This window comes from Pseudomonas sp. KB_12, from assembly GCF_052114545.1.
In the GTDB taxonomy this organism is placed as follows: Bacteria; Pseudomonadota; Gammaproteobacteria; order Pseudomonadales; family Pseudomonadaceae; genus Aquipseudomonas; species Aquipseudomonas brassicacearum.
Genome location: NZ_JBFREY010000035.1, coordinates 69,349 through 82,054, shown reverse-complemented (window position 1 = coordinate 82,054; position 12,706 = coordinate 69,349). Strand labels below are relative to the sequence as shown.

Annotated in this window: 13 protein-coding genes; all 13 read left to right on the top strand. The window is 63.4% G+C overall.

Translation table 11 applies throughout. The features are described from left to right. Positions 1-365: 365 nt before the first annotated feature. The 13 genes from cbiE (at position 366) to AB4Z20_RS23510 (ending at position 12,546) form a co-directional block, all read left to right on the top strand. Complete coding sequence (cbiE, locus tag AB4Z20_RS23570) at positions 366-1,577, top strand: precorrin-6y C5,15-methyltransferase (decarboxylating) subunit CbiE (protein ID WP_442090680.1); 1,212 nt, start codon at positions 366-368, stop codon at positions 1,575-1,577. Beyond that, positions 1,570-2,667 carry a cobalt-precorrin-5B (C(1))-methyltransferase gene (locus AB4Z20_RS23565; RefSeq protein ID WP_442090679.1) on the top strand — a complete coding sequence of 366 codons (1,098 nt, stop codon included), beginning with the start codon at positions 1,570-1,572 and terminating at the stop codon, positions 2,665-2,667. Before cbiE ends, AB4Z20_RS23565 begins: the two co-directional genes overlap by 8 nt. Then, complete coding sequence (locus tag AB4Z20_RS23560; protein ID WP_442090678.1) at positions 2,664-3,392, top strand: cobalt-precorrin-6A reductase; 729 nt, start codon at positions 2,664-2,666, stop codon at positions 3,390-3,392. Before AB4Z20_RS23565 ends, AB4Z20_RS23560 begins: the two co-directional genes overlap by 4 nt. Positions 3,393-3,584: 192 nt before the next feature. After that, the gene (locus AB4Z20_RS23555; protein WP_024617343.1) at positions 3,585-3,887 is read left to right on the top strand and encodes a type II toxin-antitoxin system RelE/ParE family toxin; all 303 of its coding nucleotides are present in this window, start codon (positions 3,585-3,587) and stop codon (positions 3,885-3,887) included. Between the two features lie 3 nt (positions 3,888-3,890). Then, a complete protein-coding gene (locus tag AB4Z20_RS23550) occupies positions 3,891-4,181 on the top strand; it encodes an addiction module antidote protein (RefSeq protein WP_024617344.1) in 291 nt (96 codons plus the stop codon). A gap of 220 nt (positions 4,182-4,401) precedes the next feature. Next, positions 4,402-4,800 carry a DUF2946 domain-containing protein gene (locus AB4Z20_RS23545; protein WP_253471333.1) on the top strand — a complete coding sequence of 133 codons (399 nt, stop codon included), beginning with the start codon at positions 4,402-4,404 and terminating at the stop codon, positions 4,798-4,800. 47 nt (positions 4,801-4,847) lie between these two features. Next, complete coding sequence (locus AB4Z20_RS23540; RefSeq protein ID WP_018611909.1) at positions 4,848-5,327, top strand: copper chaperone PCu(A)C; 480 nt, start codon at positions 4,848-4,850, stop codon at positions 5,325-5,327. 57 nt (positions 5,328-5,384) lie between these two features. Further along, a complete protein-coding gene (locus tag AB4Z20_RS23535) occupies positions 5,385-5,774 on the top strand; it encodes a DUF2946 domain-containing protein (RefSeq protein ID WP_253478390.1) in 390 nt (129 codons plus the stop codon). Between the two features lie 82 nt (positions 5,775-5,856). Beyond that, on the top strand, positions 5,857-7,983 hold the full coding sequence (locus tag AB4Z20_RS23530) for a TonB-dependent copper receptor (RefSeq protein ID WP_320389837.1): 2,127 nt from the start codon (positions 5,857-5,859) through the stop codon (positions 7,981-7,983). A 212-nt stretch (positions 7,984-8,195) separates the two neighbouring features. Further along, a complete protein-coding gene (locus AB4Z20_RS23525) occupies positions 8,196-9,575 on the top strand; it encodes a PepSY-associated TM helix domain-containing protein (RefSeq protein WP_442090677.1) in 1,380 nt (459 codons plus the stop codon). 231 nt (positions 9,576-9,806) lie between these two features. Beyond that, positions 9,807-10,595: an ABC transporter ATP-binding protein gene (locus AB4Z20_RS23520; RefSeq protein ID WP_442090676.1), complete on the top strand. Its 789-nt coding sequence runs from the start codon at positions 9,807-9,809 to the stop codon at positions 10,593-10,595. Then, the gene (locus tag AB4Z20_RS23515; RefSeq protein WP_014336362.1) at positions 10,592-11,539 is read left to right on the top strand and encodes an ABC transporter substrate-binding protein; all 948 of its coding nucleotides are present in this window, start codon (positions 10,592-10,594) and stop codon (positions 11,537-11,539) included. Before AB4Z20_RS23520 ends, AB4Z20_RS23515 begins: the two co-directional genes overlap by 4 nt. Next, entirely contained in the window at positions 11,536-12,546 is a 1,011-nt protein-coding gene (locus AB4Z20_RS23510; protein WP_053161797.1) for a FecCD family ABC transporter permease, read from the top strand. Before AB4Z20_RS23515 ends, AB4Z20_RS23510 begins: the two co-directional genes overlap by 4 nt. The last annotated feature ends 160 nt before the right edge of the window (positions 12,547-12,706 follow it).

Below are 12,706 nucleotides of genomic sequence, written 5' to 3'. Positions count from 1 at the left end.
TGAATGGACCGCCGCCATCGCGAGCAGGCTCGCTCCCACAGAGGATTGGTGGCGGACCCGGTTTTGTGAACACACTCAATCAAAATTGTGGGAGCGAGCYTGCTCGCGATAGCGGTCTGTCTGGAAAGATGATGTTGAATGGACCGCCGCCATCGCGAGCAGGCTCGCTCCCACAGAGGATTGGTGGCGGACCCGGTTTTGTGAACACACTCAATCAAAATTGTGGGAGCGAGCTTGCTCGCGATAGCGGTCTGGCGGTGATGGTGTTGCGCCAGGCGCCTGATCCGCCGGGGCACGGTATGATGGCGGCCCGGTTCGTGGGGAAACAGACCCGCCGATCAAACAGATCTATTCGAGGAACAGAGATGACACCCTGGCTGACCGTAGTGGGCATCGGCGAAGAGGGCTTCAAGGGCCTGGGCAAGGTTGCTCGCCGCGCGCTGCTCGGTGCCTCGCGTATCGTTGGCGCGCAGCGTCAGTTGGATCTGCTGCCGCTGTGCATCCGTGGCCAACGGGAGCTGTGGCCCAGCCCGTTTTCCCTGGAACCGCTGCTCGCTCGGCAGGGTGAACCGGTGTGCGTGCTGGCCAGCGGCGATCCGATGTTCTACGGCGTGGGCGCCAGCCTGGCGAAACAGGTGCCGGGTGATCAGATGCTGGTCATCCCCGCACCCTCCTCCTGCTCTCTGGCCGCGGCGCGCATGGGCTGGCCGTTGCAAGAGGTGATCACGCTGTCGTTGGTGGCGCGGCCCCTGGCGGCGCTCAATGTTCACTTATCCACAGGTGTCAGGCTGTTGCTGCTGAGCAACGACCGCCACAGCCCCGCCGCCGTGGCAACGCTACTACGCGAGCGCGGCTTCGGCCCGAGCACCATGACCGTGCTGGAGCATTTGGGCGGTGCGGCGGAACGACGGATCGACGGTTGCGCCGCGCAATGGTCCGATGACACCGTCGCCGACCTGAACCTGATCGCCATCGAATGCCGGGCCGAACCGTCGACACCACGCCTGTCACGCCTGGCCGGTTTGCCGGACACCGCCTTCGAGCATGACGGCCAGTTGACCAAACGCGACGTGCGCGCCATCACCCTCGCCCGCCTCGCCCCCACACCCGGCGAGCTGCTCTGGGATGTCGGCGCCGGCAGCGGCTCCATCGGCATCGAATGGATGCGCGCCCACCCCAGTTGCCGGGCCCTGGCCATCGAAGCCGACGAAGGCCGCCAAGGCTTGATCGAACGCAACCGCGACACCCTCGGCGTGCCTGGCCTGCAACTGATTCGCGGCAAAGCCCCTCAGGCGCTGGAGAACCTGGAGCGGCCGGACGCGGTGTTCATCGGCGGCGGCGTCACCCGCGAAGGCGTGCTCGACGCCTGCTGGGCCCAGCTCAAGCCCGGCGGTCGGCTCGTCGCCAATGCCGTGACCCTGCAAAGCGAAACGGCCCTGATGCACTGGCGCGAACGTCACGGCGGTGAACTGACCCGCATCCACATCGCCCAGGCCCAGCCCTTGGGCGAGTTCGACACCTGGCGCCAGGCCTTGCCGATCACCTTGCTCGACCTGGTCAAACCTCTCGATGCGTGACGAAACCGCCGAACAACCCGCCCCCTTACGCAGCGGCCTGACCACCGGCAGTTGCGCCACGGCCACCAGCCTGGCGGCCGCTCGATTACTGCTGCGCGGCACCGAAGCCGATGCCGTGGAAATCGTACTGCCCAAGGGCAAGCAGGTGCAGATGCGCCTGGAGTTCTGCCGGCTGACCGAACAAGGCGCCGAAGCCGGGACGATCAAGGATGCGGGCGATGACCCGGACGTGACCCACGGCGCCCTGTTGTTTTCCCAGGTGCGCTTGATCGCCGAGCCCGGTGTGCGTTTCGTCGCGGGTCGCGGCGTCGGCACGGTGACGCGACCGGGGTTGGTGCTGAACGTCGGTGAACCGGCGATCAACCCGGTGCCGCGCAAAATGATCAACGACCACCTGGGTCGGCTGGCCGAGGAAAGCGGTTACGCCGGCGGCTTCGAAGTCACGGTCAATGTCGAGGGCGGCGAAGCCCTGGCGCTGAAAACCATGAATCCGCGCCTGGGGATTCTTGGCGGCCTGTCGATCCTCGGCACCAGCGGCATCGTCCGGCCGTTCTCCTGCGCGGCCTACATTGCCTCGATCCACCAGGGTATCGACGTGGCAAAAACCAACGGCTATCTGCACATCGCCGCCTGCACCGGCAACGCCAGCGAAGACACCATGCGCCGGGTCTACAACCTGCCGGAAATCGCCCTGATCGAAATGGGTGATTTCGTCGGCGCCGTGCTCAAACATGTGCGCCAGGTGCCGGTGGATAAGCTCAGCCTCTGCGGCGGCTTTGGCAAAATCAGCAAACTCGCCGCCGGCCACATGGACCTGCACAGCCGTCACTCGAGCATCGACCTGCCACAACTGGCCGAGTGGGCCGCCGCCATCGGTGCCGATGAGGTTTTGCAGCAAGGCATCCGCGCGGCCAACACCAGCCAGCAAGCCCTGGCAATGGCCAGCGCCGCCGGCATCGCCCTTGGCGATGCTGTGTGTGAGCACGCGCTGGCCTTCGCTCGCAGCGTGGTGCCGGCCCAGGTCCAGGTCGAAGTCTTCGCCATCGACCGCCAGGGCGGGATCGTCGGTCACGCCGGAGCCTTGTTATGAAACGTATCCTGCTGCTCGGTGGCGTCACCGAAGCCCTGGCCATCGCCCGCACCCTCGGCCCACAACACATCTACAGCCTGGCCGGCATTGGTCGCGTCCCCACGGACTTGACCTGCCAGGTGCGCGTCGGCGGCTACGGCGGCGCCGAAGGGTTGGCACAGTTCATCCGCGCCGAGGGCATCGACCTGCTGCTGGACGCCACCCACCCCTACGCCGCCCAAATCAGCCACAACGCCGCCCACGCCGCCCGCGCCTGCGCCGTCCCCTGCTGGGCCCTGCGCCGCCCGGCCTGGCAACCCCAAGCCGGCGATGACTGGCGCGAAGTGGCCGACTGGGCCGAGCTGATCCAAGCCCTGCAACCCTTCCACCGCCCCCTGTTCACCCTCGGTCGTGAGCCGCTGCAACATCTGCATGAAATTCCGCCAGAGCAATTCTGGACCCTGCGGGCCCTGGACGTTTACCCCGGCAATGAGCGCTGCGAAGTGATTGGAGCCCGTGGGCCGTTTCACATCGAGGACGAGCGTGAGCTGTTCGAACGGCGGCGGATCGATGTGCTGGTCAGCAAGAACAGCGGCAGCACGGCTACCGAGCCGAAGCTGGAGGTGGCGCGGGAGCGAGGGGTGCCGGTGTTGGTGTTGAAGCGGCCGGCGTTGATGGGGGTGGATCGGGAGTTTGGAGAGATCAATGAAATGCTGGACGCTTTATCCGTACAAAACGGGTTCTGAATTCAGCACATTCGCGCGACATTTCTGACAAGTTTTCAAGACGAAGCCGGCTGTTTCGTCCAAGACGTTCAATTCTATAGTTCCGCTCCTTAATACCCATCGCAGCACCTGGCAGTCATTAAGCATGAGCGACCCGTCTCGTGCCGAGGAAAGTGCTGCTTGCCAATGTGTATCCCAAGGAATACGATCCGAATGATCGAATTTGAACAGTCCCGAGTATTCTCAAGCTGGCTTAACGGGTTGAAGGACATTGCTGGGAAAGCTCGCATCATTGCCAGGCTCCGATCGGCAGAGCATGGAAATTTTGGTGATTGCGAACCGGTGGGTAACGCAGTGTATGAGATGCGTATTCACTCGGGTCCGGGCTACAGAGTGTACTTCTCCCGTCAAGGCTCCGTGCTTTATTTGCTGCTTGTGGGAGGTGACAAATCGACTCAGAAACGGGATATCGCACGCGCTGTTCAAATGGCGCAAACCATGGGTAATGAGGAGTGAATCATGACTGAAGAATTCACACGTTTCGATGCAGCCACTTACCTCAAGACGCCTGAGGAAATGGCCGCTTATCTGGATGCCTGTTTTGAAGAGGATGCGGGTGACGGCGTACTGGTTCGAGCAGCTCTTAACGATATTGCCAGGGCAAAGGGCATGACGCAGATTGCTCGTGATGCAGGCCTGGGGCGAGAGAGTCTTTACAAAGCACTGGGAAGTACGGGCAATCCGGAGTTCACAACTATCATGAAAGTCATGAAAGCTTTGGGCTTGAGGTTACATGCGACGGCCATTTGACAGAGGTTCCCTTCCCTCCTGTATTGGAGTGATTGAATACCGATTGATCAAAAACACACGACGAGGGAACTTGCTCCCTCGCCACAAAAGCACTCACTCGAAGATCTGTTGCTACTGTTAACACCAACCCTGCGACCCTACACCGCACGTGGCCTTTTTACTTCTCAACCCCGATCAGGCTAAATACCGCCACCTGATCGCCCATCGAGCGGATTGCCCCATGTCCCGACAACGGCTTGCATTTGCCTGGATCGCCTGCTTCGCAGTGCTGTTCAACATGCTTGCCATGCCGCTTTCCAACAGTGGCGGTGCAACCGCCAATTCGCCAGCCGAGCAAGTGCTGTGGGGCAGTTTCTGTTCCTCCAGCGGCACAAAGATGCTGGCGATTTCCCTGGGCAAACTCGAACAAGACACACCGCAGAAAGACAATCACTCGACGATGCAGCATTGCTGGTGCTGCTCAGGCTCAGCGCCGTTGGTGGCGCTCGCCGGGCATGTCCCGCAGTTGTACCTGGATGCACAGCTGGCCCATCGCAGTGCCGTCCACTCGACGCTCGACAGCCCCACGCCACGCCAGCAATGGCCCAGCCTCAACCCTCGCGCTTCGCCTCTGGCCTGATTCTTCCCGCATCAAACTGCGCCCCTGAATCGTTCCGGAGAATTGCCATGTTGAACAGACTTATCCTGCTGGCTGCCCTATTGCTTCCCGTCGGCTTCGCCCAAGCTCACCAGTACAAGGTGGGCGAACTTGAGATCGCCCATCCGTGGTCCCAGGAGTTGCCGCCCAATGCGCCGACCGTGGCCGCGTATTTCGTGATTCACAACGGCGGCACGACCGCCGACAAGCTGCTCAGCGTCGACTCGCCGATTGCTGGCAAGGCCGAGCTCCATGAGCATGTGATGCAAAACGACCTGATGAAAATGCAGCCGGTGCCCGTCGTTGATATCGCCCCCGGTGCGACCGTCACCTTCGCGCCGATGGCGTATCACGTGATGCTGTTGGACCTGAAGGACCGCAGCCTGCTCAGCGATGGCAAACGCTTTGCCATGACCCTGCATTTTGAAAAAGCCGGGGATGTCACGGTCGACGTCGCGGTGCAGAAAAAAGCACCCGACGGCACCAAGACGCACATGCACGCCCAGTAGTCGTAGCCGCCCGTGCAACCTCTTCGCGCCAGGCAGTCCATGCCCCGCCGTCAGCCCATGAGCCTGACACGCGGCAGTTGGATCAGCCTGTTCGCCATGCTGATGATCTTTATCGGCCCGCTGATTTCCCAGTCGATGCCGATGGGTCAGCGTATGTCCATGCCTGTGTCCATGGACATGAACATGGAGATGGGCATGGACATGTCGGCGCACGAAGCGCCGGCAGCCGAACACTGCCCGCCCCAGAGCGAGCATCATGCGCTTTGGGAAAAATGCGGCTATTGCAGCCTGCTGTTCAATTGCCCCGCACTGCCTGGCGGTCACACCTTCGCCGTTTTCGACACGCCACACACCACCCCCCACACCAGCCCTTCCCCACGCCTGGGCCATGCCCGGCCTGCGTTCTTCCCGGGTGCCCGCACCCGCGCACCGCCCCTCGACGCGTAAGCCGACACTTACCTCACTCGGTCGTACAAGACAGTCCCAAGCTGCCCGACCGTGTCGTCTACGTTTGTTCGATGGAATCATCATGTCCAGGTTTTCTGCTGGCACCGCGTTGGGCTCTGCCCAGGTTCGCTGCCCCCTGAACGAGCCACGAGTTCGTTTACGCCAAACCATCGCCGCCCTGTGCGGCCTGCTGCTCACCCCACTCGTACTTGCCGATGAGCACGAGCATCACGACAAGCAGGTCGAAGAACTGAGCCCGACGGTCATCACCGCCATCGCCCCCAGCTCGCCCCTGACCGTCGTCACCAATCCCAAGGACCCGCGTCAACCGGTGCCGGCCAGTGACGGCGGCGACTACCTCAAGACCATCCCCGGCTTCGCCCTGGTACGCAACGGTGGCACCAATGGCGACCCGGTGTTGCGCGGCATGTTCGGCTCACGGCTGAACATCCTCACCAACGGCAGCATGCTGTTGGGTGCTTGCCCAGGCCGGATGGACGCGCCGACGTCCTACATATCGCCGGAAACCTACGACAAGCTCACGGTTATCAAAGGGCCGCAAACCGTGCTCTGGGGCCCCGGTGCCTCGGCCGGGACCGTGCTGTTCGAGCGCGAGCCGGAACAGTTCGGCGAGCTGGGCACTCGGGTCAACGCCAGTGTTCTGGCAGGCTCCAACGGCCGTTTCGACAAAGTGGTGGATGCCGCCGCCGGTGGGCCGCTGGGGTATGTACGGGTGATCGGCAATACCGCGCATTCGGACGATTACCGCGATGGCAACAACGACAGCGTGCCGTCGCGCTATGACAAGTGGAATGGCGACGTCACCCTCGGCTGGACGCCGGACGCCGATACCCTGCTGGAATTGACCGCCGGCAAGGGCGACGGTGAAGCGCGCTACGCCGGGCGTGGCATGGACGGCTCGCAGTTCAAGCGCGAAAGCCTCGGACTGCGTTTCGAGCGCTCGAACATTGGCGAGGTGCTGGACAAGGTCGAGGCCCAGGTCTACTACAACTACGCCGACCACGTGATGGACAACTACACGCTGCGCACGCCGTCCGGCACCGGGATGATGGCTGGGCCCATGGCCTCCAACGTCGACCGCCGCACCCTCGGCGCCCGCATCAAGGCCACCTGGCGCTGGGCCGATGTACAGTTGATCAGCGGCCTCGACGCCCAGACCAACGAGCATCGCCAACGCAGCAGCATGGGTGTGGACACCTACAAGGACCTGCCGTACACCAAGGACGCCGACTTCCACAATTACGGCGTGTTCGGCGAGCTGACCTGGTACGCCGCCGACCGCGACAGGGTGATCACCGGCGCCCGGCTCGACCGTGCCTCGGCCAAGGACTACCGCCAGAGTATCGGCTCCGGCATGTCGGCCCGACCCAACCCCACCGCCGATGACACCCGTGCCGACACGCTGCCCAGCGGTTTCGTCCGCTACGAACACGACCTGGATGACAGCCCCACCACCCTTTATGCCGGTGTGGGTCACGCGCAACGCTTCCCGGACTACTGGGAGCTGTTCTCGGCGAATGTCGGCCCCAGCGGCTCGCTGAATGCCTTCGACGCGATCAAGCCGGAGAAAACCACCCAGCTCGACTTCGGCCTGCAGTACAAGACCGAAACCCTCGAAGCCTGGGCGTCGGGTTATATCGGCCAGGTGCGCGACTACATCCTGTTCGACTACACCCCCGGGATGATGGGCACCACCTCCCGGGCCGAGAACATCGATGCGCGGATCATGGGCGCTGAATTGGGTGCGGCCTACAAGCTGACCGAGCGCTGGAAAGCCGACGCCACCCTGGCCTATGCCTGGGGCAAGAACAGCAGCGACGACAGCGCCCTGGCGCAAATGCCGCCGCTGGACGCGCGCCTGGGCCTGACCTACAGCGAAGACCGCTGGAGCGCCGGCGCCCTGTGGCGGGTGGTGGCGGCGCAGCACCGGGTCGACGAGAACAAGGGCAATGTGGTCGGCAAGGACTACGGCAAGAGTTCGGGCTTCGGCGTGTTCTCACTCAACGGCGCCTACCGCATCAACCAGCACTGGAAGGTCAGCAGCGGCGTCGACAACCTGTTCGGCAAAGCCTACGCCGAGCACTTGAACCTGGCCGGCAACGCCGGGTTCGGCTACCCGGCGAGCGATCCCCAGGCCATCAACGAACCGGGGCGCACGCTCTGGACCAAGGTGGATATGAGTTTCTGACAACACGGGCAAGGCCTGACACCTGACCCTGTGGCGAGGGAGCTTGCTCCCGCTGGACTGCGCAGCAGTCCCCGGCTTTTTGCGGTTGCTACGCAACCGAGCGGGAGCAAGCTCCCTCGCCACAGGTCTGTGTTTATCCAAGGCTCACCAGGCGGTTGCCCTGCAACCACCAAAAACATAACAACCCAATTTGCCCTGCGGAGCGCTTTCTGATGAGCCAACCGAAACCCAATTTCTACAACCTGGCCTGGCGCTGGCATTTTTATGCCGGGCTGTTCGTGGCGCCCTTCATGGTGATGCTGGCCCTGACCGGGATCATTTACCTGTTCAAGCCGCAACTCGATCCACTGATGTACGGCAGCCTGTTGAAAGTGCCGGCCGGGCATCACACCCTGGCGGCGGACGACCTGCTCAAGCAGATCCACCAGGCCTACCCCCAAGGCCAGGTCAAACAGTACCTGCCACCGGTCAACGCCGAGCGCAGCGCGCAATTCGTGGTGATCGACAAGGGCCGGGAACTGAATGTGTTCATCGACCCGTATCACGGCGATGTCCTCGGTGAGCAGGATGCGAAGAACAACCTGCAAGCCATGGCCCGGGCCATCCACGGCGAGTTGCTGATCGGCACGGTCGGTGACCGGCTGGTGGAAATGGCCGCCGGCTGGGGCGTGGTGCTGGTGGTCTCCGGACTGTACCTGTGGTGGCCGCGCGGGCAATCGTCAGCCGGCGTGCTGTGGCCGCGCTGGAGCGCGCGCGGTCGGCTGTTCTGGCGTGACCTGCACGTGGTCGTCGGTTTCTGGGGCGCAGCATTGCTGCTGGTGATGCTGCTCAGCGGCATGACCTGGACCGGCTTCTGGGGCAAGCAATACGCCAACCTCTGGAACCGCTTCCCGGCGGCGATGTGGAATGACGTGCCCAAGTCCGACGTCGAGGCCGGCAGCCTCAACAACGCCCATCGCCAGACCGTGCCGTGGGCGGTGGAAAACACGCCAATGCCGATGTCCGGCGACCATGCCGAGCACATGGGCCACGGCGGCATGCACGAAGGCCCCGCCGCCCCAACTGTCAGCCTGCAAGCGGTGCAGGACATCGCCACTGAACGCCAGGTCACGCCCGGCTACAGCATCACCCTGCCGACCACGTCCACTGGCGTGTTCACCGTCGCCGTGTTTGCCGACGACCCGCGCAACGATGCCACCCTGCACGTGGACCAATACACCGGCAAGGTCCTGGCCGATGTGCGCTGGGAGCACTACGGCGTCGTGGCCCGCGCCACCGAAACCGGGGTGATGCTGCACGAAGGCAAGATGTTCGGCCCGCTGAACCAGATCATCGTGCTGCTGATTTGCCTGATGATCCTGCTCAGCGCCGTGAGTGGTGTGGTGCTCTGGTGGAAACGCCGGCCAGAGGGCAAGTTCGGCGTACCGCCGCTGCGCCACGACCTGCCGACCTGGAAGACCGGGGTGTTCATCATGCTGGCCCTGGCGGTGGTGTTTCCGTTGGTGGGGGCGTCGCTGGTGGTGGTGTGGTTGCTGGATCGCCTCGTCACCCGCTTCAATCGCCAGCCTGAGATTGCCTCATCTTCAAACTGAAGACAGTGCGTTAACGGAAGGCGGCGCGAAACCTCTACAATCGCGCCCGCTTTCCAAACCACGAACACAGTTCAAACTTTGGGAGCGGGCTTTGTGGGAGCAAAGCTTGCTCGCGATCCAGGCGCTGCGGTCCTCAAGAGACCGCGTCGTTTTCATCGCGGGCAAGCCTTGCTCCCACACAGCCCGCTCACACAATGAGACTGTGTTTCACACCAAATGCCGAGTAGCTGCATGACCTCCCTAACCCTCTCCCACCTCGCCTGGACGCCCCTGGGCCATGGCCACTGTCATCACCAGTTCCAGCTGCGTGACGTGACGTTGCAGGTGGCGGCCGGGGAGTTTGTCGGGTTGATCGGGCCCAACGGCAGTGGCAAGACCAGCCTGTTGCGCTGCGCCTATCGCTTCAGCCGGCCGGAACATGGCGAGGTGAAACTCGAGCATCACAACGTCTGGAAACAGTCCTCGCGCTGGTGCGCCCAACGCATCGCCGTGGTGCTGCAAGAGTTTCCCGACGCCTTCGGCCTGACGGTGGAAGAAGTGGTCGCCATGGGCCGCACGCCCCACAAAGGTCTGTTCGACGGCGACAATCACCACGACCGTCGGCTAGTGCTCCAGGCACTGGAATCGGCCGGGCTTGCAGGCTTTGGCGATCATGCATTCGCCACCCTCTCGGGCGGAGAGAAGCAACGGGTGATCCTTGCCCGGGCCCTGGCCCAGCAACCGCAGTTGTTGATCCTCGACGAGCCGACCAACCACCTCGACCCCCACTATCAATTGCAATTGCTGCAACTGATCAAGGGCCTGGGCATCGGCACCCTCGCCAGCCTCCACGACCTGAACCTGGCCGCCGCCTTCTGCGACCGCCTGTACGTGATCGAACACGGGCGCATCGTCGCCAGCGGCACGCCCAAGGACGTCCTCACCGTCGAGCTGTTGCGCGAGGTGTTCGGCATCGAAGCCCTGGTGGATGAACACCCGCTGTCCAGCTACCCACGAATCACCTGGATAACCCAACCATGACTTTGCGTTCCCTGCTGTTGCTGCCCTTGCTGCTAGGCAGCGCCCACGCCCTGGCCGAAGCCACCCACTACCCGTTGACGATACAAAGCTGCAATCGCCAGGTGGTGTTCAACGAGGCACCTCGGCACGCGGTCAGCCATGACATCAACATGACCCAGATGATGCTCGCCCTGGGCCTCAAGCCGCGCATGGTCGGCTACAGCGGCATCAGCGGCTGGAAATCGGTGACGCCCGAGATGGCCAGGATCCTTGATGGCCTGCCGGAACTGGCCGCCAAATACCCATCGGTGGAAACTTTGCTCAATGCCAACGTCGATTTTTTCTTCGCCGGCTGGGACTACGGCATGCGCGTGGGCGGCGACCTGACCCCACAGACCCTGCAACCGCTGGGCATCAATGTCTACGAGTTGACCGAGTCCTGCGCATTCGTGATGAAACGTCCGGCGGCCTCCCTGGAGGACACCTACAACGACCTGCGCAACCTCGGCAAGATCTTCGACGTGCAGGATCGCGCCAACGCGTTGATCGCCACGATGCAGGCCCAGGTGGCCGAAGTGCGCAAGCACCTGCCCGCCCAGCAACCGCGTGTGTTCCTGTACGACAGCGGCGAAGACCGCGCCATGACCTCCGGGCGCCTGGGCATGCCCCAGGCCCTGATCGACGCGGCCGGTGGGCGCAACATCCTCGATGACGTGGAAACCAGTTGGACCCGGGTGAACTGGGAGAACGTGGTCGAGCGCAACCCGCAGGTCATCGTGATCGTCGACTACGGCGAAGTCAGCGCCGAGCAGAAACAGCAATTCCTGATGAACAACCCGGCCCTGCAATCGGTGGAGGCGATCCAGCAACGGCGCTTCATTGTGATTCCCTACGTGCAGGCCACGCCGGGCATCGATAACGTGCTGGCGGTGCAAACCCTGGCGCGGGGTTTTCACGGCCAATGAACGGTCGTCGCTACGGCGCCCTGCTGATGGTCCTCGGCGCACTGCTGCTGGTATCGTGCGTGGTGTCCTTGGGTTTCGGGCCGGCGCGGGTGCCAGTGGCCGTGGTCTGGGACATCCTGCTGAACAAGGCCTTCGGGGTGGGTGACGTCCATTGGACGCCCGGCCAGGAGCATATCGTCTGGCTGATCCGCGTCCCGCGGCTGCTGCTCGGTGCCTTGGTCGGCGCCGGGCTGGCGTTGATCGGTGCGGTGCTGCAAGCCGTCACGCGCAACCCGCTGGCGGACCCGCACCTGCTGGGCGTCACTTCTGGCGCGACCCTGGGAGCGGTGATCGTGGTGCTGCATGTCGGCGAGATTGTCGGCCTGCTGACCCTGCCGCTGGCGGCGTTCATCGGTGCGCTGCTGAGCATGCTGCTGGTGCTGACCATCGCTGCCCGTCAGGGTCGTCTGGAAAGTGATCGCCTGTTGTTGTGCGGCGTGGCGGTGTCCTTCGTGATGATGGCGGCGGCCAACCTGTTGTTGTTCCTCGGTGACCATCGCGCCAGTTCGGCGGTGATGTTCTGGATGCTCGGCGGCCTGGGCCTGGCCCGCTGGGAACTGCTGGCGGTGCCGGCGGCCAGTGTGGTGCTGGGACTGGTGTTGCTGCTGGGCATGGCCCGCCCGCTGAACGCGCTGATGGCCGGCGAACAGACCGCAGTGACCCTGGGCCTGAACGCGGCGAAGGTGCGGTTGTGGATCTTCTTGATCGCCTCGCTGATGACCGGCGTGCTGGTGTCCATCAGCGGCTCGATTGGTTTTGTCGGGCTGATGGTGCCGCACATCGCCCGGCGCCTGGTGGGCGCCGAGCATCGTCGGTTGCTGCCGGCCTGCGTGCTGCTTGGCAGCCTGTTCCTGGTGTGGGTGGACGTGGCGGCACGGACGTTGATCGCGCCGGAAGACTTGCCGATTGGGGTCGCGACAGCCGCTATCGGCGGGCTGTTTTTCATTGGCCTGATGCGACGTCGCTGAGCGGCGTCTTTTCCTGAATCACAAAAATCACCTGTGGGAGCGAGCTTGCTCGCGATGGCGATGGATCAGTCAAATTAGAGGTGACTGACACACCGCTATCGCGAGCAAGCTCGCTCCCACAGGGGCATCGCAATTCCCTCGCCCCAATGTGGCGCACCTC